Here is a 24,562-nt window from a genome sequence, read left to right on the forward strand (position 1 = left end):
TATTTATTTGATGCATGGCCTGATTTATTAGCGTATTAATGCAAAAACCAGAGGAGGAGACCGTGACAGGCGAAGGCCCATTGGCCGCGCGCTGGCATCGGCTTCGTGCCGCCTACCGGATCTGCAACCTGGCCACCCACCACGTGCTGGGCTTCACCCTGAAGCTGGCGCTGCTGCTGTATTTTGCCTTCACCGTCCTGTTCCTGGCGCTGCGCTACGCGGTGTTGCCGAACATCGACCACTACAAGGGCGACATCGAGCGCCTGGCCACCAATGCGGTCGGCAACCGCGTCACCATTTCCCGCGTATACGCCTCGTGGAACGGCTTCCGTCCCAACCTGTTCCTGGGCGACGTGGTGCTGCACGACCAGCAGGGCCGTCCCGCGCTGAGCTTGCCGAGCGTGTCGGCCACGCTGTCGTGGTGGACCGTGGTGACCGCCAAGCTGCGCTTCCACGTGCTGGAGCTGAACCGTCCCGAACTGGAAGTCCTGCGCGAGGCCGACGGCCGCCTGGTCGTGGCCGGCATCTACATCGATCCAAACAAGCCCAGCGATGGCACCGGCCTGGACTGGCTGCTGACCCAGCGCGACATCGTCATCCGTGAAGGCCGCCTGCAATGGACCGACCGTCAGCGCGCCGCGCCGCCGCTGGCGCTGGACAATGTGACGGTGGTGCTGCGCAACCAGTGGCTGCACCATCAGTTCGCGGTGCGCGCCACGCCGTCGGCCGCGCTGGCCGCGCCGCTGGACTTGCGCGCCGACTTCACCCATCCGGCGTTTGGCGCCCGCATTTCCAACGTCTCGATGTGGAAGGGCGAGATCTATGCCGACATCCGCGACACCGATCTGCTGGCATGGAAGGCGTGGGTCGACTATCCGTTCGAACTGAGCAGCGGCAGCGGCTCGCTGCGCGCCTGGGTGGGCGTGGACCAGTCGCGCCTGACCGGCTTCACCGCCGACGTCGGCTTCGCCAACCTCACCGCCGTGCTGGGCAAGGAATTGCCGCTGCTGGACTTGCAGCAGATGAGCGGCCGCATCGCCATGCGCGAAGAGATCCGCCCGCCATTGGCGCGCAAGGGCGCGAAGACGCCGGGCTTCGGCGCGCTGGGTCACAGCGTCGCGTTGCAGAACCTGACCCTGACCACGCGCGACGGCCTGGTGATGGCGCCCACCTCGCTGTCGGAAACGTATGTGGCGGCGGCCGGCGCCAGGCCGGAGAAGGTCGAGCTGCGCGCCCGCCAGCTGGACCTGCAAACCCTGGCCGGCCTGGCCGAACGCCTGCCGCTGAGCGAGCACCAGCACAAGATGCTGGCGGGCTTCGCGCCGCGCGGCCTGCTGCAAAACTTCTCGGCCGAATGGCAGGGCGCCTTCCCGGCCTTGCAGACTTACCGCATCAAGGGCGACCTGCTGGGGCTGGGCCTCAAGCCGCAGCCGCCGCGCATGGCGCAGCCGAAGATGGGCAAGACGCCGGCGATCGCCGGCCTGCCGGCCATTCCCGGTTTCGACAACTTGAGCGGCTCGATCGACGCCACCGAAAAGGGCGGCAGCTTCAACCTCAATTCGCAGCAGCTGGTGTTGCAGATGCCGGATTATTTCGCCGAAGCGTCGATGCCCTTCGACCACCTCAACCTGAAAGCGCGCTGGTCGTTTGAGGCCGACAACCAGCTGCTGTTCCAGATCGACAGCATGGACTTCGAGCAGGAGGGCATGCGCGGCACGCTGCAAGGCACGCACACCATGCCGCTGGCCGGCAAAGGGCCGGGCAAGGCCGACCTGAGCGGCACCCTGACCGGCTTCCAGCTCAACCGCATCGGCCGCTACCTGCCGATGCAGACGCCGCACGATTTGCACAACTGGCTGACCGGCGCGCTGGAAGGCGGCGTGGCCAGCGACGTCAGCATCCGCCTGCGCGGCGACCTGGCGCATTTCCCCTTCCATGGCGAGGACAAGGCGAAAGGCGAATTCCGCGTGGCCGGCAAGCTCGCCGAGGGCAAGCTCAACTACGAACCCGGCCACTATCTGCATGACGGCAAGGAGCTGGGCAAGGATGGCAAGCCGCTGCCGCTGTGGCCGCAAGCCGAGCACATCAAGGGCAGCTTCGTGTTCGAGCGCGCGCGCATGGAAATCCATGGCGACACCGCCACCACCGGCGGCGTCGCGCTCAGCAATGTGAAGGCGGTGATTCCGGACCTGATGCTCCACGACGCCATGCTGGAAATCGACGGCAGCGCGGCCGGGGCCATGCAGGAATTCCTCAAGTACGTGGCCAGCAGCCCGGTGCTGGAGTGGATCTCGCACTTCACCGATGAAACGCAGGCCACCGGCAATGCCAGGCTGGGCCTGAGCCTGCGCATCCCGCTGGCGCACGCCATCGACACCAAGGTCAACGGCACGCTGCAATTGCAGAACAACGATATCGTGCTGATGAACGATTTGCCGGTGGTGCAATCCTCGCAGGGCAAGATCGAATTCAACGAGCAGGGCGTCAACCTCAATCAGCTGTCCGGCAACTTCCTCGGCGGTCCGGTGTCGATCACCGGCGGCAGCCAGAAGGACCATGCCATCGTCGTCCGGCTGGGCGGGCTGCTGACCGTCGACGGCTTCCGTCAGGCTTACCCGATGCCGGCCATGCAGCGCCTGGCCGATCATTTCAGCGGCGCCACCCGCTACGCCGGCACCGTGACCGTGCGCGACCACCAGGTGGTGGTGGCGGTCGATTCCAGCCTGACCGGCCTCGGCCTCGATCTGCCGGCGCCGGTGAAGAAGGGCGCGACCGATGCCATGCCGCTGCGCTTCGTGCTGACCAGCGGCCTGACGGCCGATGCCGGCGGCCTGCTGCACGACGATATGCGCATCACGCTGGGCGGCAATATCGCCGCGCGCTACCAGCGCCAGAAGGCCAGCAAGCAGCACTGGAAGCTGGTGCGCGGCGGCATCGGCGTCAACGCGCCGGCGCCGGAACCGGACAGCGGCCTGGCCTTCAACCTCAGCCTGCACCAGCTCAACGTCGACAACTGGCTGGACTTTGGCGACGCCGTCGCCGGCAAGGGCGAGACCGGCGCGGCCTCGTCCGCCGACGCGGCCGACGTCACCCAGTACGTGCTGCCCGATGCCATCGCCGCCCGCACCAGCGAGCTGGTGATCGGCGGCCGCAAGCTGGAAAACGTGGTGGTTGGCGTCACCCACCAGAAGTCGACCTGGCAGGCCAACATCGATTCGGCCCAGGCCAACGGCTACCTGACCTGGGCCGAGCCCTCCACCGGCGCCGGCCTCGGCAAGGTGACGGCGCGCCTGTCGACGCTGGTGATTCCCGAATCGGCCTCGGGCGAAGTGCAGGAACTGCTGGACGGCAAGAGCGCGGCCGCCACCATTCCGGCGCTGGACGTGGTGGTCGAGCGCTTCGAACTGTTCAACAAGCCGCTGGGCCAGCTGGAGCTGCAAGCCAACAATGTGCAGCTGCCGGGCGCGCGCGAGTGGCGCGTCAACAAGCTGGCGCTGGTCAACGCCGACGGCGCGCTGGCCGGCACCGGCAAGTGGGTCAGCAAGGAGGGCGTGCACAACACCACGCTCGATTTCAACCTCGACATTGCCGACGCCGGCAAGCTGCTGGACCGCTTCGGCTTTGCCGACACCCTCAAGGGCGGCAAGGGTACGCTCAAGGGCAATATCGCGTGGAAGGGCGTGCCGTATTCGCTGGACCTGCCGAGCCTGTCCGGCCAGATCGGCATGAATGTGGAGAAGGGCCAGTTCCTCAAGCAGGACCCGGGCGCGGCCAAGCTGCTGGGCGTGCTCAGCCTGCAAGCCCTGCCGCGCCTGCTCAAGCTGGACTTCCACGACGTGTTCTCGGAAGGCCTGGCGTTTGACGGCATCACCGCCAACGCCAATATCAACCACGGCATCGCCAAGACCGACAACTTGAAAATGCACGGCGTGGCCGCCACTGTGTTGATGGACGGCAGCGCCGACATCGCCAACGAAACCGCCAACCTGCATGTGGTGGTGATTCCGGAGGTCAACCTGGGCACGGCGCCGCTGGTGTATGCATTGGCCGTCAATCCGGTGATCGGTTTGGGCAGTTTTCTGGCGCAATTGTTCCTGAGCGCACCGGTGATGAAAGCCTTGACCTATCATATGCAGGTGGCCGGCCCGTGGAAAGCACCGGTGGTCACCAAGCTGGACGCTACCAAACTGGAACCCGCAAAAGGATCGCCATGAATCATACCGTTGCCGCCGTACAAATGATTTCCTCGCCCTCGGTGGACGAGAACATCGCCACCGCGCGCCGTCTCGTCACCCAGGCCGCCGGGGAGGGCGCCCAACTGGTGCTGCTGCCGGAGTACTGGGCCATCATGGGCCTGAACGACAGCGACAAGGTGAAGGTGGCCGAGCCGCTCGGCAGCGGGCCGATCCAGGACTTCATGTCCGGGCTGGCGCGCGAGCTGGGCATCTGGCTGATCGGCGGCACCTTGCCGCTGGCGTCCGACGATGCCGGGAAAGTCATCAACACCACACTGGTGTACAACCTGCGGGGCGAGCACGTGGGCCGCTACGACAAGATTCACCTGTTCGGCTTCACCAAGGGCACGGAGTCGTACAACGAATCGAAGACCATCGTGCCGGGCAAGCATGTGGGCGCGTTCGAGGCGCCGTTCGGCGAGGTCGGCATGTCGGTGTGCTACGACCTGCGCTTCCCGGAACTGTTCCGCGCGCTGGGACCGGTGTCGCTGATCGTGGTGCCGGCCGCCTTCACCTACACCACCGGCATGGCGCACTGGGAAATCTTGCTGCGCGCGCGCGCCATCGAGAACCAGTGCTATGTGCTGGCGGCGGCGCAGGGCGGCACCCATCCGAACGGCCGCCGCACCTGGGGCCACAGCATGCTGATCGACCCTTGGGGCACGGTCAAATCGGTGTTGGCCGAAGGCGAGGGCGTGGTGGCCGGCGAGATCGACCTCGGCTACATGCAAGGCGTGCGCGACAGCCTGCCGGCGCTGAAACACCGGACCATGTGATATCCACTACAATGCCGGTAACACCTAACAGAAAGCATCACCATGAAGCCATTTGAACCTAACCTGTCCACCCTGGCCGTAGCGCGCGATATCCTGCTGACGCCGTTCGGGCTGGACGAAGGCAAGCTGCTCAAGACCTTGGGCGCCATGTTCACCCATAAAGTCGACTACGCCGACTTGTATTTCCAGTTCACCAAGAACGAGGGCTGGAGCCTGGAAGAGGGCATCGTCAAGACCGGCAGTTTCTCGATCGACCAGGGTGTGGGCGTGCGCGCCGTGTCCGGCGACAAGACGGCGTTTTCGTATTCGGATGAAATCTCCGAAACGGCGCTGCTGGACGCCGCGGCCGCCACCCGCACCATCGCCCGCGCCGGCGCCGGCAAGGTGAAAGTGGCCGGCGCCATGAATCACATCGGCGGCCGTTCGCTGTACTTGCCGCACGATCCGCTGGTGTCGCTGGATGCGACCGCCAAGGTCAAGCTGCTGGAGCGTATCGAGAAAATGGCGCGCGCCAAGGACCTGCGGGTGGTGCAAGTGATGGCCAGCCTTGCCGGCGAGTACGACGTGGTGCTGGTGGTGCGCAGCGATGGCGTGCTGGCGGCCGATATCCGTCCGCTGGTGCGTGTGTCGCTCACCGTGATCGTGGAACAGAATGGCCGCCGTGAAGTCGGCTCGTCGGGCGGCGGCGGCCGTTACGACTATGGTTATTTCAGCGATGCGCTGCTGGATCAGTATGCGACCGATGCCGTGAATTCGGCGGTGGTGAATCTGGATGCGCGTCCGGCGCCGGCCGGTCCGATGACTGTGGTGCTGGGCCCTGGCTGGCCGGGCATCCTGCTGCACGAAGCGATTGGCCACGGCCTTGAGGGCGACTTCAACCGCAAGGGTTCCTCGACCTTCTCGGGCCGCATCGGCGAGCGCGTGGCGGCCAAGGGCGTCACCGTGGTCGATGACGGCACGCTGGCGGACCGTCGCGGTTCGTTGAATATCGACGATGAAGGCAATCCGACCCAGTGCACCACGCTGATCGAGGACGGCATCCTGAAGGGCTATATCCAGGACACCATGAACGCGCGTCTGATGAAGATGCCGGTGACCGGCAACGCCCGCCGCGAATCGTTCGCGCACCTGCCGATGCCGCGCATGACCAACACTTATATGCTGGGCGGCGACAAGGACCCGGGCGAGATTCTGGCGTCGGTGAAGAACGGCTTGTACGCGGTGAATTTCGGCGGCGGCCAGGTGGACATCACCAACGGCAAGTTCGTGTTCTCGGCCAGCGAGGCGTACATGATCGAGAATGGCAAGATCACCTATCCGGTGAAGGGCGCGACCCTGATCGGCAATGGTCCGGAAGTGCTGAACCGCGTATCGATGATCGGCAACGACATGAAGCTCGATCCGGGCGTGGGCGTGTGCGGCAAGGAAGGCCAGAGCGTGCCGGTGGGCGTGGGCCAGCCGACACTGCGTATCGACGGCGTGACCGTCGGCGGTACCGCCTGAGATGACCAGCCCGGCATATAGCCGGGCTTTTTACTTTAGAACTTGTAGGTCGCTTTCACGTAGAAGGTACGGCCCAGCGGATCGGTGTAGCGTGGATCGTAACCGCTCTGGAAGGTCGTGCCCTGGTTGGTGTACGGCGGCGCGCTGTCGAACAGGTTCTTGATACCCACCGTCAGGTCGGTGTGCTTGAAGCCGCCGTAGCTGCCCGACAGCGAATATGTCGAGTACGCCCGCACATGGTGGTAGTACTTCGCCGCCACATCGTTCTCATCCTCATACCCGCTCAGGTACTTGTTGGCGAACGCCGCGCTCCACACGCCTTTTTTCCAGTTGATGGTGGCGTTGTGCTTCCAGCGGAACACCGGCGCATTGTCGCCATACACGCCGACGTTCTCCACAAACTCGCCGCCGGTCTCGTTCTGGTACTTGTAGCTGTGCACCCACGTTCCATCGAACTGGAAGGTGAAGTCGCCGGCAGCCGAACGCGGCAGCTTCCAGCGCAGGCTGGCGTCGATGCCCGAGGTCTTCACTTCGCCCAGATTGTCCAGCACCGCGTTCACGTATTGCAGCGTCTTGCCATCGGCCGAGTACACGAAGTAGCTCTTGTACTTCTCGTAGTTGTCGAAGATGGTCGACTCCGCCACCGTGCCGATCGAATCGCGGATCTTGATGTTGAAGTAGTCCAGCGACACGCTCACCGCACTGGTCGGCTCGAACACCGCGCCCAGCGCGAAGGTCTTGGATTTCTCCGGCTTCAGATTGGCGTTGCCGCCGCTGCGGATGGTTTGCTGCTGGTTGCAGGCCACGTTCGGATTGGCGCCGGCCGCCGCCACGCCGCCCGGGCACAGCACCGGATCGTCATAGGCGTTGCTGGTGAAGGTGGAGGTGGCCGGGCCGTGCAGGTCGTACAGCGTCGGCGCGCGGAAGCCGGTGTTGTACGAGGTGCGGAACATCAGCTGCTTGCTGGCTTCCCAGCGTAGGCCGAGCTTGGGATTGAAGCTGCCGCCGACGTCGTTGTAGTGGTCGTAGCGGGCGGCGGCCGACAGTTCCACCGTCTTCGCCAGCGGCACGCTCAGCTCGGAGTACAGCGCCGAGATGTTGCGCTGGCCGGCCTGGTCCTGGGCGTCGGCGTAGCCGGAGCTCGACGCCTGCGAGGCGAGGGCGGTGTTGACATCGTAGGTGGCCTTGTCATGGCGGAATTCGGTGCCCACCGCGAAGCCGACGTCGCCCACCGGCAACTGAACAATTTCGCGGCTGACCTTGGCGTCCACGCCGATGCTGGTCATCCTGGCCGACAGGTATTCGCCGCGCAGCTGGGCGGCGTCGAGGTAGGCCTGGCCATCGGCCGATTGCTCGCCGAACGGATTCAGCACGCCGCTCAGCACGCCGGCCTTGATCAGCGAGTCGTTGGTATAGCCGCCGACGAAGGCGCTGGCCGCCTTGCTGACGCCATAGGTCAGGCCGACGTTGTAGTCCCAGCCGCCGATCAGGCCTTCCGAGGCCAGCACCAGGCGGTCGGAGATCGAGGTGTCATAACCCTCGCGCTTGCCGGCCGCGACGGTGCGCCAGTTGATGGTCAGGTTCTCGCCGGTCAGGCCGGCCACCGCCGGCACGCCGGCGCTGCCACCCGGGTAGTACGGGCTGGCCGAGGTCATGGTGATGCCGGTCAGCGGCGACGGTGCGATCGCGCTCTGATTGGTCGAGCGGCTGTGCAGGTATTCGATGGTAGCAACCTTGTCTTCGCTCAGCTTGAAGGTCGCCTTGCCGAGGAAGGATTCCTGTTGCGTCTTCGGAATGTCCTGGATGTAGGCCACGGTGTTGGTGCGGCAGGTGCCGTTGGCGGCGTTGGCGATCAGGCCTTTGCCGACGCAGCCGCTGGCGTAGTACGGGTTGCCGGTGATGCCGTTGGCCGAGTAGAAGTTGCCCGGCTGCGAGGTGCCGCTGCTGTTGTTCACGCCCTTGTCGGGACGCACGCTGGTGCTGGAGAAGTCGCGCTCGGCCGCGTCCAGCGCGGTCTGCTTGTGCAGGTCGATCACGCCGAACACATTCCAGCCATCCTTGTCCAGGTCGCCGTAGCCGCCCGACAGGTTGAGGCGCGACTCGCCGCCGGCGCCGCTCGCCTGCGGCTGGTAGCGTTCGACGCTGACCGCGCCACCCTGTACCGAACGCTTGGTGATGAAGTTGATCACGCCGCCGATGGCGTCGGTGCCGTAGATGGCGGAGGCGCCGTCGCGCAGCACTTCCACCCGGTCCAGCGCCGACACCGGAATGATGTTCAGGTCGACCGAGGAACCGTTGAAGGGATGGCTGGCCAGGCGGCGGCCGTTCAGCAGGACCAGTGTCTTGTTGCTGCCCAGGCCGCGCAGGTCGGCGGTGGCGATGCCGCCGGTGCCGGAGCCGACCGATTGCGTGCTGCCGGTCGAGCTCTGGTTCATCGACAGGGTGTTCATCACCTCGGCGGCGGTGGTCAGGCCTTGTTTTTCGAAGTCGGATGCCTTGATGCTGGTGATCGGCAGCGCGGTTTCGGTGGCCAGGCGCTTGATGCTGGAACCGGTCACTTCAACGCGCTGGATCGTGCCGTCGTCGGTTTGCGCAACGGCGGTGTGCATGCCGACAACAAGTCCGCCGGCAAACATCACGCGCAGAGATCGGGTAAGAGCTCTTTCTATCATCATGGGTTTGTCACTCCTGATTTTGTTTTGGGGTTGTGGAGGCCCATCAAAACATTCAGTAGCGAGTCCAACAATGATCGAAAGATAATTATGCGAATATCCAACAGTGGCAAACAAACACACATGTAAAGGCGGATTTTTGCATTGACCGCCAGTCACCGTGCCAGCCCGCATTTTGCCTGTGAGCAGGCATTACATCTGGTCACAATAGATAAGATGTAAAGACGACTTTGAAGATGTAAAGTTTTGTTGGGAGGCTTTCTCGCCGAAAAAAAATCGCTTGCCAAGCCAAGAACTCTGGCGTTATAGTCAACCCATGACCAAATTCTTCTTTACCGGCTGGTTTTACTTTAGCTATCCAACCCAAGGCGGTGGAGTTAGCGGCCGGTGCACGTAGAAGCAAGACGAGTCCCAGCAGAATCCCAAAAAACCGCCTCCCACCGAGGCGGTTTTTTTTTATCCCTACTTTTTTAGATCACTTGGAGAACAGCAATGCCCCGTACCGATGATTTGCGCATCCGCGAGATGAAGGAACTGACGCCACCGTCCCACTTGATCCGCGAGTTTGCGTGCACGGAAGCGGCGGAGCAGACGGCCGCCAACGCGCGCAACGCGCTGCACCGCATCCTGCACGGCCAGGACGACCGCCTGATGGTGGTGATCGGCCCGTGCTCCATCCACGACCCGAAAGCGGCCATGGAATATGCGCGTCGCCTGGTGCAGCTGCGCAAGGAACTGGCGGGCGACCTGGAAATCGTGATGCGCGTGTACTTCGAAAAACCGCGCACCACGGTGGGCTGGAAGGGGCTGATCAACGATCCGTACATGGACAACAGCTTCCGCATCAACGACGGCCTGCGCATGGCGCGCGAGCTGCTGCGCGACATCAACGAGCTGGGCCTGCCGGCCGGCACCGAGTTCCTCGACGTGATCTCGCCGCAGTACATCGCCGACCTGATCTCGTGGGGCGCGATCGGCGCCCGCACCACCGAGTCGCAGGTGCACCGCGAACTGGCGTCCGGCCTGTCGTGCCCGGTCGGCTTCAAGAACGGCACCGACGGCAATGTGCGCATCGCCGTCGATGCGATCAAGGCCGCCTCGCAGCCGCACCATTTCCTGTCGGTGACCAAGGGCGGCCACTCGGCCATCGTCTCGACCAACGGCAATGAGGACTGCCACATCATCCTGCGCGGCGGCAAAACGCCAAATTACGATGCGGCCAGTGTGGAGGAAGCCTGCAAGGCCATCTCGGCCCAAGGCCTGGCGCCGCGCCTGATGATCGACGCCTCGCACGCCAACAGTTCCAAGAAACCGGAGAACCAGGTGCCGGTGTGCGCCGACATCGCCGGCCAGGTGGCGGGCGGCGAGCAGCGCATCGTCGGCGTGATGGTGGAATCGCACCTGGTGGCCGGCCGCCAGGACTTGGTTCCAGGCAAGGAACTGACCTACGGCCAGTCGGTCACAGACGGCTGCATCGACTGGGACAGCAGCGTGCAAGTGTTGCAAGGCCTGGCCGCTGCGGTGCGCCAGCGCCGCCTGGCGACGCTGGCCGCAGAAAACGCGGCAAAATAAGCATTTCAGGCCCCAATGGAGTGTTGGGGCCTGCCTTTTTTGCGTCAGACTATCAAGTCTGTTGTAAGAACGCCAAACTTTCCTTTGGTTCGGTTGACACTTAATCTAGTGGCATGCTCTGATAGAAGGCATGGCCGGTGTCGTTGAACACCTTCCTAAAGTAATTCCCCAAAAGTGAAGAGTTTCCCGCTGTCCCAAAGCTTATCCGGCTAAGGGCGTTGGATTGTTGTATCCCCAAAAAAAAAACCGGAGGTTAGTCATGATTCAAGAAAGAGTGCTGTCCCGTTCGTTGCGCCTGATGTTCTCGGGCAGTGTAGTCGCCAGCATGGGCTTGCTGGCACTGCCCGCCATTGCGCAGGAGGTGGCAGACAATCAACCCATGCAACGGGTTGAAATTACGGGTTCGTCGATTAAACGCATTCAAAAGGAAGGTTCGCTGCCAGTGCAAGTGCTGACTGCGGCTGAAATCAAGCAGACGGGCGCTACCTCCGCGACCGATCTGATCCAGATGTTGCCGTCGATGCAGGGCTTTGTGCCTTCGTCGAGTTCGGTCAACGGCGGCGGCGCCGGCGTTACCACCGCATCGCTGCACTCGCTGCCCTCGAAATACACGCTGGTGCTGCTGGACGGCCAGCGCGTGGCGCCGAGCGCCATCGGCTCGGGCCAGGGCGGTGGCTACGCGGTCAACCTGTCCAGCATTCCGCTGGAAGCCGTGGAGCGCGTTGAGATTCTGACCGACGGCGCGTCGGCCCTGTACGGTTCCGACGCGATCGCCGGTGTGGTCAACTTTATCCTGAAGAAAAACATGACCAAGGGCGAGGCGTACGCCACCTACGGCCAGCCGAAGAAAAACGGCGGCTCGTGGAGCAGCGCCGGCATCACCAAGGGCTGGGGCGACCTCGACAGCGACGGCTGGAACGTGCTGGCATCGTACAGCCATGAAGAGCAGGAACGCATTACCGCCTTGCAGCGCGACTTCTCGGCCAAGGGCGCCTTCTTCAAATTTAACAGTGGCGGCAAGCAGTATTACTTCGACCAGCGTACCGGTAACACCGAGCCTGCCAATATTACCTTCAACGCCCGTCCGAAAGGCTCGACCGCCGATCCGGTCGGCTATGCGATCAATCCTTACCTGGCCACCAACGGCAACTGCGGCAGCGCGTTGGCGGGGCCGCTGGGCACGCAGTGCCGCTTCAACTATGCGGCCACGGTGGAAGACGTGCCGGGCAGCCGCCGCGATAGCGGTTTGCTGAAGGCAAGCTTCAAGATCAACGAGAACACCTCGGCGTGGGCCGAGCTGGTGTTGTCGCAATATGCGATGACCGCGCAGTACGCGCCGTCGGCGCAACCGATGGGCGTCAACGCCACCACCCGCTTCCCTGCGCTGTATGCGAAATACGTGCAGGCCTACCTCGACAAGAACGGCCTGGAGAATCCGACCGGCAACGCCACGCTGGGCTATCGCTCGGTGCTGATCGGCGGCCGTGCCGATGAATACCAGACCACCGCGAGCCACTTCGCCACCGGTATCGATGGCTCGGCTTTCGGCTGGACTTACAATGCCGCGCTGATCCTGTCGCAGACCAAGCTGAAGGACACCGCGGCAGGCGGCTACTCGGACTTCAGCATGCTGGACGGCCTGGTCGCCGCAGGCAAGTACGATCCAGTGACCGGCCAGGGCGCCGACCAGCTCAAAGGTGCGCTGCTGAACGGCACCGTGTTCTCGCGCACCAAGTCGACGCTGAATACCCTGCACGCAGGCGCGCAGCACGATCTGTTTACGCTGCCCGGCGGCACCTCCATCATCTCGCTGGGCGGTGATTACTCGAAGACCAAGTACACCGTCGATTACAGCTCGCTGATCCTGTCGAACTCGGGTTTCTCGACCCAGCCGGTATCGTCGAACTATCCAGTCGGCGGTAACTATGGCCAAGTGCCGTTCGGTGCCAACCGCGATAACTGGGGTGTGTTCACCGAGGTGTTGCTGCCTTTGCATAAAACCCTGGAAGCGACGGTGTCCGGCCGTTACGACAGTTACGACAAAGTGCACAGCGATTACATCTTCGCTTCCGTGCCCGACGCCAGCGGCCTGATCCCACGTCTGGCTGGCGGCGACATCGGCAACACCTCCAGCGCCGGCACCTACAAGCTGAGCCTGAAGTGGACGCCAACCGACAGCATGCTGCTGCGCGCCGCCTACGGCACCGGCTTCAAAGCGCCCAACCTGAGCGATATCGCCGGCGCCAATACCTTCAACGGCAGCACCGCTGGTAGCTACGCTTGCCCATTCCCTGGTTCGCCAGGTTGCCAAGTGGGTCTGGCACAGTATGACCTGCTGACCGGTCCTAACGGCCAAAGCGGCGCGGCAGGTCTGCAACCAGAGAAATCGAAGCAGTGGACCTTGGGCGGCCGTATTGAACCGCTGCGCGGGCTGTCGCTGGGCTTGGACCTGTGGAACGTCCAGATCCGCAACCAGGTGCTGTCGGCCGGCGTGCCGGAGCAGGTTGGCTTCGCCAATCCGCAACAGTACAAAAACCTGTTCGTGAATCCGTATCCAGATCCAGCCGGCTATACCACGATTGCTTACCTGCTGGCGCCGATCAACGGCGGGGTGGCGAATTACCGCGGTATCGACTGGGACTTCAGCTACCGCAACAAGACCGCCATCGGCGATCTGCGCGCGGCATGGAACGGCACTTACATGCTCAAGCAAAACTACACCACCACCGCTGGCGGCGAGGTGCAGTCGGATCTGGGCCGCTTTGGTCCTGACAACGGTGTCGTGTTCCGCGTGCAGTCCAACGTCAGCCTGAGCTTGACCAACGGCAAGCTGACCAACACACTCACCGCGCACTACAAGTCGGGCTACCACGACCAGGCTTATCCAGCGGACACCGCCGTGTTTGCAGTGAATCCGGACGGCAGTGTGGGCGATTCGGTGGCCTTCCCAGGTTTGTGGACGCCTTCGTACACCACCTTCGACTGGCAAGGCAAGTATGACTTCGGTAAGTTTGCGCTGACCGCTGGCATCAAGAACCTGTTCGACCGCAACCCTCCGTTCACCCTGCAGAATGCGGGCGGCGGTAATCAGATCGGCTACGATGGCCGTTACACCGATCCGGCCGGCCGTTCGTTCTACATCACCGGCAACTACAAGTTCTAAGAACTTGTGGCGGCAAAAAAATCCCGGCAAATGCCGGGATTTTTTTTGCCTTGGCTCAGAAGTTGGATATGCAAAAAAAGGGCTCCCGAAGGAGCCCTTGAAAGTTTCCGCTTTGATTGCTAACTGATCAGAACTTGTAGGAACCGGTCAGGTAGAAGGTACGGCCCAGTGGGTCGGTGTAACGGCCATCGTAGCCCGACTGGTTGCCGCCGCCCGCGTTGCGGATGGTGAATGGCGGCGCGATGTCGGCCAGGTTCTTGATGCCGGCGGTCAGGGTGAACTGCTTGCCCAGTTGCGCCTTGGTCTGCCAGTCGAAGGTGGTGTACGACGACACCTTGCGCTGGAATGGCACGTAGTCGCCCAGCGTGCCGTCCGCCAGCACTTCACGCACCACCGAATCATCCTCGTTGTACACCTGGTCGATGTAGCCCGAGTGGTAGTTGGCGGTCAGCGCATGGGTGAAGCGGCCGGTGTTCAGGGTCGCGGTCAGCTTCGAAATCCAGCGGAAGGTGACGTCCGAGTAGGAGTTGAAGCGGCCGATATTTTTCTCCAGACCGGTGCCCGGCGTGGTTTGCTCGGCCTTGCTCATGAAGGTACCGGTCCACTGCAACGAAGCTTTGCCCAGCGCGGTGTTGGTCTTGAAGGTGTGATCCCAGTCGATACCCTGGTAATGCGAGCTGGCCAGGTTGAACGGGGTCAGCGCCGCCACCAGCACGTTCTGCTTCTGGATCGGGTCGAAGTAGGTGCGCAGCAGGCTGTCGTACACGGCCGGATTGTTGAACACCAGGTCTTCCGACAGGGTCTGGATCTGGTTGGTCAGCTTGACGTCCCAGAAGTCGAAGCCGATCGACAGGCTGCTGGTCGGTTCAACCCGGATGCCCAGGGTGGCCTGTTTCGATTCCTCAGGCTTCAGGGCGCCCGCGCCGGTGGCGGCGTTGCCGCCGCTCAGCAGGCCGTATTCCGACGAACCAGGGTTGCACAGCTTGAAGCGCGGGTCGCTGGCGTTGGTGATCGGGCAGGCGTGGAACGCCGACGAGCCGCCGTTCACCAGCGGCTTGACGATGTTGGTCATGGTCGGGGCTTTGAAGCCGGTGCCGTAGGAGCCGCGGATCAGGACCGATTCCACCGGATTCCAGCGCAGCGCCAGCTTGTAGGTGGCCTTGCTGGCCGACTCGCCTTGCTTGCCCGGGGCAATCAGGTTGCCGTCCGTATCGAAGTTCTTGTCGTTGGTTACGGCGCTGAAATCGTCGTAACGGCCGGACACGGTCAGGTCCATGTTCTTCAGCACAGGCAGCAGCAGCTCACCGTAAGCACCCCAGTTCTTGCGGGAAGCGTCGATCGGCAGGGCGCCGGCGCCGCCGCCGACAATCGCGTCGGTGAAGTTGGGCTGCTGTTTGTTCTGGCCTTGCGAGAAGGCGTCCGGCTCTTCCGAGTAAGCCTGGCGGGTGAAGTCGGCGCCGAGCGCCAGCTGGGCTGGACCTGCTGGCAGGGTGAAGACTTCGGCGGAACCGCTGGCTTGCACCATGTCGATCTTCGACTTGGTGACGCTGAACACGTTGTGCAGTACGGCTGGCGCCAGCGCTTCTTTCGAGGTGCCCGGTGGCGCGAACGGATCGAACTTGCCGGCCGCGACCAGGGCGTCAAAGGCGTTCAGACTCATGTAGCCGCCGGCGGCGGTGTCGGTCTGCTTGTTTTCCGAGTGGGTGTAGGCGGCGCGCCAGTCGATGTTGCGCCAGACGCCGTCGAAGCCGAAGGCGGCGTGCTTGGCGATGGTTTTGTATTCGTCGGCGCGGCCGCCGGCGTCGACCAGACGCAGGTTCATGGTCACGGTGTTGACGGTGGCGTCGGCCGGCACGCCCAGGCGGGTCAGGTAAGGGGTGATGTACTTGCTGTACAGCGGGCTGCTCAGCGGCAGGCCCAGCGGCTGTGCCGGCGCCGCGTATTGCGCGGTGTTGGAGAACGACGAGATCAGGCCTTCGGCGAAGAAGTTGAGGCTCTCGTTGATCTTGACGTTCAGGGAGCCGAAGCCGCTGTCGCGTTTCAGGCCCGGGGTGTTTTGCACGGTGGCCGCATAGTCGTACAGGCAGCGGTTGCCGACCCTGAACAGGTTGGCGCCGTTGCAAGTGCCGGTGGCGAACAGGTTGGGGCTGAAGGCCGCGCTGCTGACCGAGCCGTCTTTCTTGGTGTACTTGACGGTGGCCGTGCCCGGGATGGAGTTCGAGCTCAGCTGGTACAGGCTGTAGGCCTTGCCGTTGTCATAGAACGGGATCACGCCGGACTTCGAGAATTCGCTGTCACGCGCCCACGAGGCCTTGGTCTCGTCGTGCGCCACCGACAGCAGCAGGTTGTAGCCGTCCTTGTCGAGGTCGCCCCAGCCCTTGGAAATCGAGGCGGTCGAGGTGGTGCCGCCGCTGCTGCGCGGCTGGCTGTAGGACGCCTCGATGATGGCGTCCTGCTGGTTTTTCTTCAGGATGAAGTTGACCACGCCGGCGATGGCGTCGGAGCCGTACAGGGTGTTGGCGCCGTCGGTCAGGATTTCGACGCGCTCAACGGCGGCCAGCGGGATGCTGGCCAGGTTGACGGTGGAGCCGGAGGTCGAAGGCGCCAGGCGGCGGCCGTTCAGCAGCACCAGGGTGTAACCTTCGCCAATCGAGTGGATCGAGGCGGTTTGCAGACCGCCGCCGCCGCCGTTGACCGACATCGACGAAGTGGTGAAACCTTGCATCGATGGCAGGGTGGCGATCAGGTCGGCCACATTGGTGGCGCCGGACTGCTCGATTTGCAGCTTGGACAGGGTTTGCACAGGCAGCGCGCCTTCAGCGGTAATACGCTTAATGCTCGAACCGGTAATTTCCACGCGCTGGATAGGCGCGTCCGCAGTTTGTGCCACGGCGGCATGCATGCCCAGCGCCAGGCCACTGGCGCAGATCAGGCGTACTGATCGCGACAATACGGTTTCAACCATCATTATTTAGCTCCCAAATTAAAACGATGAACAACGGGTGTGTTGGTATGTATATTTTTAGTGGGCAATTTTTTTACCCTTGAGAAAAAAACATGTACGTTCTTTTCGCCTCTCATCAAATCATTTAGGCTAAATTTCTGTCAATGTGGAAACCCTTATATAGATGGTGAAACTTCATCGTTTCCCAGAAGTCAATAACGCTCTAAAACCAGTTAAAAAAACGCTCTAATTTGGTGCACGTAGGTGTGAAAACGATAGAAAAATTGATTTGCTATCAAAATAAAAGCAAAAGTACGGCGACGCTCTATTGCGTCGCACTAATTTGATGCATATTAATTTTTGTTAATCTGTGTTCATGGCGTAACAGAGTGTTACATTTATGCCACAGATAAAAAGCTTGAGTTTGCCGCGTGGCAAATTTTGATCGATTTATGCCTAAGTCCTTATTTAATAAGCATTAAAGCTTATGCGCACAGCTTCTATGGGGAATATGGCCGAGGGCCTTGGAGCAGGCCGAGGGCGCCAATCTGCGGTATCGTGAGGGCCACTTTTGCGGCGCGTCGTGGTCATGGCGCCCGAGCCGATGGATTTGAGGATGGGGAATGCTGGCCTACATTGTTCGCCGTCTGTGGCAGATGCTGCCGACCTTGCTGGGGGCGGTGCTGCTGGTGTTCATGCTGTTTAACTGGGTGGGCGGCGATCCGGCCTACCTGCTGGCCGGCAAGATGGCCGATGCCGCGAGTATCGCCAAAATTCGCCGCCAATTGGGCGTGGATGAACCTTTTTACGTGCAGTTGTGGATTTTTATCCGGCAGATCGCGACCTTTGATTTTGGCCTGAGCTGGGCGACCGGCGAACCGGTCTCCCACATCATTGCCACGCGGCTGGGACCGTCCCTGACGGTGCTGCTGCCGCTGACCGTGCTGGAAACGGCCCTCGGCGTTGCCCTGGCCTTGATGATTGCCTTTGTGCGCGGCTCGCTGACCGACCGTGTGGTGATGATGGCCTGTACGGCGGGAATGTCAGTCAGCATCCTGGTGTACATCATGGTGTTCCAGTATGGCCTGGCCTACAAGCTGGGCCTGTTTCCGGTGCAGGGCTGGGAGGGGCCGCGTTACGCGGTGTTGCCGATCCTGATCGGGCTGGCGGTGTCGCTGGCGCCGACCTTGCGCCTGTTCCGCAGCTTCGTGCTGGATGAGGTGGGGCAGGATTATGTGCGCACGGCGCGCGCCAAGGGCTTGAGCGAGCGGCGCGTGATGTGGGTGCACGTGCTGCGCAATGCGGCGATTCCGATCCTGACCTACGTAATGTCCAACCTGCCGGCGCTGCTGATCGGCGCGTTTTTGCTGGAACGCTTTTTCGGCATCCCCGGCATCGGCCGCGAGGTGATCCTGGCGGTGGAGCGCAGCGATTTCCCGGTGATTAAAGCGATTACGGTGTACGTGGTCATCGCCACCATGGTGTTCAATCTGCTGACGGATCTGCTGTACCAGGCGGTGGATCCACGGGTCCGGCTGTCATGAGGGCGCAGGGCTTGTGGACTCTGGCCTGGCTGCGCTTGCGGGCCGACCGGCTGGCGATGGCGTCGCTGGCGGTGGTGCTGGTGTTTTTGCTGATGGCGATGTTGTCGGCCAGTGGCCTGATCGTGGCGGATTGGGCGAATGAAGTCGGCGTGAATTACGCGCCGCCCGGCTTTGTCGGCGCCAGCGCGGCGACGGTGGCGCCGGCCGCGCCGCCGCAGGCTTTATCCGACAATCCCTTCGATCCGCTGGCCGACGATGTTCGCGCATTGCGCGCGCAACTGGCCGCTGGCGAAGGCGGTCGGGCGGCCGGCGCCGGCAGGCTGGCGACCCTGCCGTTTGGCGCAGACAAGTGGGGGCACGACATTCTCAAGAAAACCATCAAGGGCGGCGAGACTTCCATCGTGGTCGGCCTGGTGGCGGCCTTGCTGGCGGTTGGCATCGGCACCTTGTTTGGCGCGCTGTCCGGCTATTGCGGCGGCGTGGTGGATGATTTCTTCAATTGGTTCTACAGCGTTTTCACCGCCATTCCCTCTGTGCTGATGATACTGGCGGTGGCCGCCGTGTTGCAGCAGAAAGGCGTGCCGACCATCGTGCTGATCCTCGGCCTGACCGGCTGGACCGGGCCGTACCGCCTGATGCGCGCCGAGTACCTCAAGCACAAGGCGCGCGAATACGTGCTGGCCGCCGACGCCATCGGCGCCTCGCACTGGCGCCGAATGTTCGTCCATATCTTCCCCAACGCCAGCCATGTGGCGCTGGTGCAGCTGTCGATCCTGGTGGTGGGTTTCATCAAGGCCGAGGTCATCCTGAGTTTCCTGGGCTTTGGCGTACCGGCCGGCGTGGTTTCCTGGGGCAGCATGTTGAATGAGGCGCAGGGCGAACTGCTGCTCGGCCGCTGGTGGCAGCTGACTGCCGCCGCCGTCGCCATGGCCTTGCTGGTGACGGCGTTCTCGCTGTTCACCGACGCCTTGCGCGACGCCCTCGATCCCAAGGTGAAGACATGAGCCTGCTCGACATTGGCGATCTGCGCGTCGCTTTCCGCGGCGTTGAAGCGGTGAGGGGCGTGTCGCTCAGCGTGCCGCGCAACGCCACAGTGGCGCTGGTGGGCGAGTCGGGCAGCGGCAAGTCGGTCAGCGCGCTGGCGGTGATGGGCTTGCTGGATGCGGCGGCCCGCGTGGCCGGCAGCATCGTGTTCGATGGGCGCGAGCTGCTGGCGCTGGGCGGCGGGCAACGCCGCGCGCTGTGCGGTAAAGAGATCGCCATGATTTTCCAGGAGCCGATGTCGTCGCTGAATCCGGTCTTCACGGTCGGCGCGCAGATCGGCGAGGTGCTGCGCTTGCATATGAAGATGAGCAGGGCGCAGGCGCGCCGCCGCACGCTGGAGTTGCTGGAGGAAGTCGGCATTCCGCAGGACCGGATCGATGCCTATCCCGGCCAGCTGTCCGGCGGCCAGCAGCAGCGCGTGATGATCGCCATGGCGATCGCCTGCGAGCCGAAGCTGCTGATCGCCGATGAGCCGACCACGGCGCTCGATGTCACGATTCAACAGCAAATCCTGGCACTGATCGGGCGCCTGCAACAGCGGCATGCGATGTCGGTGCTGTTCATTACGCATGATCTGGGGCTGGTGGCGGAGATTGCGGATCAGGTGGTGGTCATGCGCCACGGCGAAGTGAGGGAGGCGGGGCCGGCGCAGCAGGTGCTGAGCGCGCCGCAGGACGCCTACACCCGCATGCTGCTCGATTGCCGGCCGCGGCTGGAGGCGCCGCCACGCCCGCGCCGCGAAGGTGCGCCGTTGCTGGAGGTGCGCAATCTGAGCAAGCACTTCACCCAGCGCGAGGGCTGGTTCGGCAAGCGCCAGTTCCACGCCGTGAAAGACGTCTCCTTCACCCTGGCGCGCGGCCAGACCCTGGGTGTGGTGGGCGAATCCGGCTCCGGCAAAACCACCGTCGGCCTGACCCTGCTGCGCCTGCACCAGGCCAGCGGCGGCAGCGTGTTGTTTGGCGGCCGCGACCTGCTCAGCATGTCCGCGCGCGAATTCCAGGCCTACAAGCGCCGCATTCAGATCATCTTCCAGAACCCCTACGCCTCGCTGAATCCGCGCTTCACCGTGGGCGAGATTCTGCTGGAACCGATGCGCATTCACCGCATCGGCGCCAACGACAGCGAGCGTCAGGCGGCGGCGTTGGCCCTGCTTGGCAAAGTCGGCCTGCCGGCCGACGCCTTCCACCGCTACCCGCATCAGTTCTCGGGCGGCCAGCGGCAGCGCATCGCCATTGCGCGTTGCCTGACCATGCAGCCGGAGATCCTGGTGTGCGACGAATCGGTATCGGCGCTGGACGTGTCGGTACAGGCGCAGGTGCTCAAACTTTTGCAGGATTTACAGGACGAGCTGGGCCTGTCATACATCTTCATCTCGCACGACCTGGCGGTGGTGAGGGCGATGGCGGACCAGGTGATGGTGATGCGGCACGGCGCCGTGGTCGAACTGGCCGACGCGGAGACGCTGTATCGCCATCCGCGGCAAGCCTACACCAAGGCCTTGCTGGCTGCGATCCCCGGCAACGGTTAAGCGATTTTTAAGTTAAGATATCCGAATGGCGAATTTAATCCTCCTGCTGCAAGAATATGGCGTCCTGATCGTGTTCGGCATTGTGCTGGTCGAGCAGATCGGCTTGCCTATTCCTGCCTTCCCGATTTTGATCGTGGCCGGCGCCATGTCGGTCGACGGCGATACGCACTGGCCGGCCGTGTTGGGCGTGGCCATGGTCGCCTGCCTGATCAGCGATTATTTCTGGTTCCGCGCCGGCCGCTACTACGGCAAGCGCATCCTCAAGCTGCTGTGCAAGATTTCCCTGTCGCCCGATTACTGCGTGAGCCAGACCGAGGACAATTTCAACCGCTGGGGCCCGAAAGCGCTGATCGTCGCCAAGTTCATCCCCGGTTTCAACACCATCGCCCCGCCGCTGGCCGGCGCCATGGGCACGCGCACCGGCGTGTTTGTCGGTTTCAGCGTGCTGGGCGGGCTGGTCTGGAGCGGCGCCGGCATCGCCATCGGCGCCTTCTTCCACACCAGCGTCGATCAGGTGCTGGATATTCTGAGCACCATGGGCACCACCGCGCTGATCGTGCTGGGCGTGCTGCTGGCGCTGTTCGTGGCGTTCAAGTATGTCGAGCGCAAGCGTTTCCGCCAGTCGGTGGAGGTGGAGCGTATCACCATCGAGGACTTCAAGAAGCTGCTGGAGCAGGGCAAGCAGCCGGTGTTGATCGACGCCCGCAGCGTGACCGCGCAGATGCTGGACCCGGCCGTGCCTGGCGCGTTGCTGTTCAACGGCGGCGATCCGGCCACCGGCATCAGCGGCCTGGACAAAGGTAGCCACATCATCGTGTATTGCAGCTGCCCCAACGACGTCACCGCCGCCCACGTGGCCAAGACCCTGATCGGGCAGGGCTACCACCGCGCCCGTCCGCTGCACGGCGGGCTGGAGGCGTGGAATGCCGCCTTCCGCGCGCCGACCGAAACGCTGGGCGAAGACAGTCGCGCCTCGGCGTAAGAGCGTAGCGCCGCGCGCCAGCGGCGCTTTTTTCAGGGGTGGATTGGAATCGATTCCAATTTGTGGTGCGGTAGTCATACTACGGAGCAAATATCCCGGATTGCAAACTTGTGTAGCAAACTGTACTAAAACTACAAACTGTGCTTGCCTGAAAATGGCAAAATACTTTAAGCTTAGGCCTCAACTAATTTCGATCCATCATGACAGCTCAGTCCGTACAAACGCCTCCCTCCCTGTCCACTGTTTTCCCTGGTGGCCCGCGTCTGCTGGCGGACATCGGCGGCACCAACGCGCGCTTTGCGCTGGAAACCGCGCCGGGCAAGATTGAAGCGATCGAAGTGCTGGCGTGCGCCGCTTACCCGACCCTGGCCGCCGCCCTGGTCGCGTACCTGGCCTCGCTATCCGTCGCCCAGGCCGGCGTCACCGGCATCCGGAATGGCGCGATTGCGATTGCCAATCCGGTCACCGGCGACATGGTGCGCATGACCAACCACCACTGGGCATTCTCGATTGAGGCGCTGCGCCGCGAAGTCAACTTCGACACCCTGGTGGTGGTGAACGACTTCACCGCGCTGGCCAGCTCGCTGCCGCAGCTGTCGGCGACGCAAAAACACCAGGTCGGCGGCGGCGTCGGTGTGCCGGGCACCCCGCTGGGCCTGATCGGCGCCGGCACCGGCCTCGGCGTCTCCGGCCTGATTCCGGGCAAGGATGGCTGGACCGCGCTGCTGAGCGAAGGCGGCCATGTGACCTTCTCGCCGGCCAATCCGACCGAAGTGGCGATCCTGCAATTCGCCTGGAAAGAATTCGACCACGTGTCGGCCGAACGCCTGATGTCCGGCGCCGGCATCGAGTTGATTTACCGCGCGTTGGCCGACCACAACGACCTGCCGGCTGAAAAGCTGAGCGCCGCCGACATCTCGCGCCGCGCGCTGGCCGGCGAATGCTCGCTGTGCGACGACGCCATCGAAGCCTTCTGCTGCATGCTTGGCACCATCGCCGGCAATATCGCCGTGACGCTGGGCGCGCAGGGCGGCATTTACATCGGCGGCGGCATCGTGCCGAAACTGGGCGAGCGCTTCGACCGTTCCGGCTTCCGCGCCCGCTTCGAAGCCAAAGGCCGCTTCAACAAATACCTGTCGGCCGTGCCGACCTGGGTGATCACGGCGGAATACCCGGCCTTTGTTGGCGTTTCGGCAATCTTGTCTGAAAGACTTGCCTGCGCGTAAGCTCAGTTACATTTCGATGACGTCGAAATGCGCGTTTTGTGGTTTTATCAGGTACAATTCGCGTTGTTGGATGAAACGTCTGGCTTCCTGCCCACGTTTCACGTAGAAAGCAACGGTCCAGGCCGTTGCCGGCATGTCCCTCTCTCCCGCCAGGTGCGCATAGGCCTTGGCGTCGGAAAAGCAGCTTCAGCGAGTAACTCCCGCCAGCCTCACTGAATGTGATTGATTTCTTTCGATTTTGCTTATGGATAATGTTGAGGCTAAAAAAGTCCTCGAAACCGCCTTGCTATGCGCTCGTGAGCCGTTATCGATCCACAGTCTGAAAAAGCTGTTTGTCGAACTGGACGACCAGGATCGCCCGCGCGGCCCCGGTATCGGTGCCGACACCATCAAGGAATTGCTGGAAGAATTGCGGCTCGATTGGGCCGGCAAAGGTGTGGAAGTGATCAGCCTGTCGACCGGCTGGCGTTTCCAGAGTCGGCCCGAGATGAAACTGTATCTCGACCGGCTGAATCCGGAAAAACCGCCCAGGTATTCGCGGGCGACGCTGGAAACGCTGGCCATCATCGCCTATCGCCAGCCGGTGACGCGCGGCGATATCGAAGAGATACGCGGCGTAGCCGTCAATTCGCAGACGATCAAGATGCTGGAGGACCGGGGCTGGGTGGATGCCGTCGGTTATCGCGATGTGGTGGGGCGTCCGGCTTTGCTGGGCACCACCAAGCAGTTTTTGGATGATTTGGGCTTGAATTCGCTGTCCCAGCTGCCGCCGTTGCAGCAAATCAGCGATGGTCAGAACGCCATGGAAACCCTGGAGGCGGCTCTGCAAGAGAACTTTGAAAAAGCGGCGCAAGAGAGCGCCGAACAAGCCACTGAGCAAGAAACCGGCCCTGCGCCAGATTTAACGGTTGACGCTGAGCACAACCAAGAAACGAATAATGAACAAACCTGATACCCCCGAGACCGTCAACGACGCAGCCGCAGCTGAGGTTGTCGCCAAGCCGAAACGCCGTACCAAGGCGCAGATCGAAGCCGATAACGCGGCCATCGCCGCAGGCGAAGCGCCTGCCGCCAAGCCCAAGGCGCCGCGCAAGACTAAGGCTGCCACTGCGGACGAAGCCGTCGCGCCGGCCGCCGCCGATGCACCCGCCAGCCTGACGCCAGCCTCTCTGAAAAAGCCGCGCGCCAAAAAGGCTGACGCCGCCGTCGCTGTCGCCGAAGGGGAGGCCCCGGCCGCCAAACCAGCGGCCAAGCCACGCGCCAAAAAGGCCGCGCCGGCCGCTGATGCCGCCGTGGTTGCACCGGTCGCTGCGGCCGCTGCGCCAGCGGTCCCGGTCGCAGCGCCGGCCGCTGCCGAAGCGCCGGCTGTCGCT

The 24,562-nt window shown here is 63.0% G+C and carries 13 protein-coding genes and 1 pseudogene; 12 read left to right on the forward strand and 2 right to left on the reverse strand.

Going from position 1 to position 24,562, the window contains the following annotated elements; genetic code table 11:
* Positions 1 to 38 precede the first annotated feature (38 nt).
* From GM676_RS23895 to tldD, 3 genes are read left to right on the forward strand one after another with little or no spacing between them, the layout of a single operon-like run.
* Positions 39 to 4,214 (forward strand): YhdP family protein, encoded by a 4,176-nt coding sequence (locus GM676_RS23895; protein WP_155466627.1) that lies wholly within the window; start codon positions 39 to 41, stop codon positions 4,212 to 4,214.
* Positions 4,211 to 5,011, forward strand: a complete 801-nt coding sequence (locus tag GM676_RS23900) for a carbon-nitrogen hydrolase family protein (RefSeq protein ID WP_155466628.1) — start codon at positions 4,211 to 4,213, stop codon at positions 5,009 to 5,011. Before GM676_RS23895 ends, GM676_RS23900 begins: the two co-directional genes overlap by 4 nt.
* Before the next feature lie 42 nt (positions 5,012 to 5,053).
* Positions 5,054 to 6,514 carry a metalloprotease TldD gene (gene tldD / locus GM676_RS23905; protein WP_155466629.1) on the forward strand — a complete coding sequence of 487 codons (1,461 nt, stop codon included), beginning with the start codon at positions 5,054 to 5,056 and terminating at the stop codon, positions 6,512 to 6,514.
* Between the two features lie 35 nt (positions 6,515 to 6,549).
* Here tldD and GM676_RS23910 read toward each other — a convergent pair whose 3' ends face one another.
* A complete protein-coding gene (locus GM676_RS23910; RefSeq protein ID WP_155466630.1) occupies positions 6,550 to 9,189 on the reverse strand; it encodes a TonB-dependent receptor in 2,640 nt (879 codons plus the stop codon).
* Between the two features lie 489 nt (positions 9,190 to 9,678).
* Between GM676_RS23910 and aroG the strand changes: the two genes are divergently transcribed.
* Together aroG and GM676_RS23920 are read left to right on the forward strand one after the other, a co-directional pair.
* Positions 9,679 to 10,758, forward strand: a complete 1,080-nt coding sequence (gene aroG, locus GM676_RS23915) for a 3-deoxy-7-phosphoheptulonate synthase AroG (RefSeq protein ID WP_155466631.1) — start codon at positions 9,679 to 9,681, stop codon at positions 10,756 to 10,758.
* A 259-nt stretch (positions 10,759 to 11,017) separates the two neighbouring features.
* On the forward strand, positions 11,018 to 13,921 hold the full coding sequence (locus GM676_RS23920) for a TonB-dependent receptor domain-containing protein (RefSeq protein ID WP_155466632.1): 2,904 nt from the start codon (positions 11,018 to 11,020) through the stop codon (positions 13,919 to 13,921).
* Between the two features lie 127 nt (positions 13,922 to 14,048).
* Here GM676_RS23920 and GM676_RS23925 read toward each other — a convergent pair whose 3' ends face one another.
* Positions 14,049 to 16,889, reverse strand: a complete 2,841-nt coding sequence (locus GM676_RS23925) for a TonB-dependent receptor domain-containing protein (RefSeq protein ID WP_155466633.1) — start codon at positions 16,887 to 16,889, stop codon at positions 14,049 to 14,051.
* 599 nt (positions 16,890 to 17,488) lie between these two features.
* Between GM676_RS23925 and GM676_RS23930 the strand changes: the two genes are divergently transcribed.
* The 7 genes and pseudogenes from GM676_RS23930 to GM676_RS23960 form a co-directional block, all read left to right on the forward strand.
* Entirely contained in the window at positions 17,489 to 18,409 is a 921-nt protein-coding gene (locus tag GM676_RS23930) for an ABC transporter permease (RefSeq protein ID WP_155466634.1), read from the forward strand.
* Positions 18,406 to 19,413 (forward strand): ABC transporter permease, encoded by a 1,008-nt coding sequence (locus GM676_RS23935; RefSeq protein ID WP_155466635.1) that lies wholly within the window; start codon positions 18,406 to 18,408, stop codon positions 19,411 to 19,413. The genes GM676_RS23930 and GM676_RS23935 overlap by 4 nt, the downstream gene beginning before the upstream one ends.
* Positions 19,410 to 20,981 (forward strand): ABC transporter ATP-binding protein, encoded by a 1,572-nt coding sequence (locus GM676_RS23940; protein ID WP_155466636.1) that lies wholly within the window; start codon positions 19,410 to 19,412, stop codon positions 20,979 to 20,981. Before GM676_RS23935 ends, GM676_RS23940 begins: the two co-directional genes overlap by 4 nt.
* Before the next feature lie 25 nt (positions 20,982 to 21,006).
* The gene (locus tag GM676_RS23945; protein ID WP_155466637.1) at positions 21,007 to 21,963 is read left to right on the forward strand and encodes a VTT domain-containing protein; all 957 of its coding nucleotides are present in this window, start codon (positions 21,007 to 21,009) and stop codon (positions 21,961 to 21,963) included.
* A gap of 200 nt (positions 21,964 to 22,163) precedes the next feature.
* On the forward strand, positions 22,164 to 23,189 hold the full coding sequence (locus tag GM676_RS23950) for a glucokinase (RefSeq protein WP_155466638.1): 1,026 nt from the start codon (positions 22,164 to 22,166) through the stop codon (positions 23,187 to 23,189).
* 244 nt (positions 23,190 to 23,433) lie between these two features.
* The gene (scpB, locus tag GM676_RS23955) at positions 23,434 to 24,141 is read left to right on the forward strand and encodes an SMC-Scp complex subunit ScpB (protein WP_155466639.1); all 708 of its coding nucleotides are present in this window, start codon (positions 23,434 to 23,436) and stop codon (positions 24,139 to 24,141) included.
* Positions 24,128 to 24,562, forward strand: a pseudogene (locus GM676_RS23960) (23S rRNA pseudouridylate synthase B); the annotation flags it as partial. The gene scpB and the pseudogene GM676_RS23960, both read left to right, overlap by 14 nt.

This window comes from Duganella radicis, assembly GCF_009720825.1.
Lineage (GTDB): Bacteria > Pseudomonadota > Gammaproteobacteria > Burkholderiales > Burkholderiaceae_D > Rugamonas > Rugamonas radicis.

What these genes read in the sequence shown, in the direction of transcription:
- GM676_RS23895 (WP_155466627.1), top strand. Translation starts at nt 39, where the DNA reads ATGCAAAAACCAGAGGAGGAGACCGTGACAGGCGAAGGCCCATTGGCC.
- GM676_RS23900 (WP_155466628.1), top strand. Translation starts at nt 4,211, where the DNA reads ATGAATCATACCGTTGCCGCCGTACAAATGATTTCCTCGCCCTCGGTG.
- tldD (WP_155466629.1), top strand. Translation starts at nt 5,054, where the DNA reads ATGAAGCCATTTGAACCTAACCTGTCCACCCTGGCCGTAGCGCGCGAT.
- GM676_RS23910 (WP_155466630.1), bottom strand. Translation starts at nt 9,189, where the DNA reads ATGATGATAGAAAGAGCTCTTACCCGATCTCTGCGCGTGATGTTTGCC.
- aroG (WP_155466631.1), top strand. Translation starts at nt 9,679, where the DNA reads ATGCCCCGTACCGATGATTTGCGCATCCGCGAGATGAAGGAACTGACG.
- GM676_RS23920 (WP_155466632.1), top strand. Translation starts at nt 11,018, where the DNA reads ATGATTCAAGAAAGAGTGCTGTCCCGTTCGTTGCGCCTGATGTTCTCG.
- GM676_RS23925 (WP_155466633.1), bottom strand. Translation starts at nt 16,889, where the DNA reads ATGATGGTTGAAACCGTATTGTCGCGATCAGTACGCCTGATCTGCGCC.
- GM676_RS23930 (WP_155466634.1), top strand. Translation starts at nt 17,489, where the DNA reads ATGCTGGCCTACATTGTTCGCCGTCTGTGGCAGATGCTGCCGACCTTG.
- GM676_RS23935 (WP_155466635.1), top strand. Translation starts at nt 18,406, where the DNA reads ATGAGGGCGCAGGGCTTGTGGACTCTGGCCTGGCTGCGCTTGCGGGCC.
- GM676_RS23940 (WP_155466636.1), top strand. Translation starts at nt 19,410, where the DNA reads ATGAGCCTGCTCGACATTGGCGATCTGCGCGTCGCTTTCCGCGGCGTT.
- GM676_RS23945 (WP_155466637.1), top strand. Translation starts at nt 21,007, where the DNA reads ATGGCGAATTTAATCCTCCTGCTGCAAGAATATGGCGTCCTGATCGTG.
- GM676_RS23950 (WP_155466638.1), top strand. Translation starts at nt 22,164, where the DNA reads ATGACAGCTCAGTCCGTACAAACGCCTCCCTCCCTGTCCACTGTTTTC.
- scpB (WP_155466639.1), top strand. Translation starts at nt 23,434, where the DNA reads ATGGATAATGTTGAGGCTAAAAAAGTCCTCGAAACCGCCTTGCTATGC.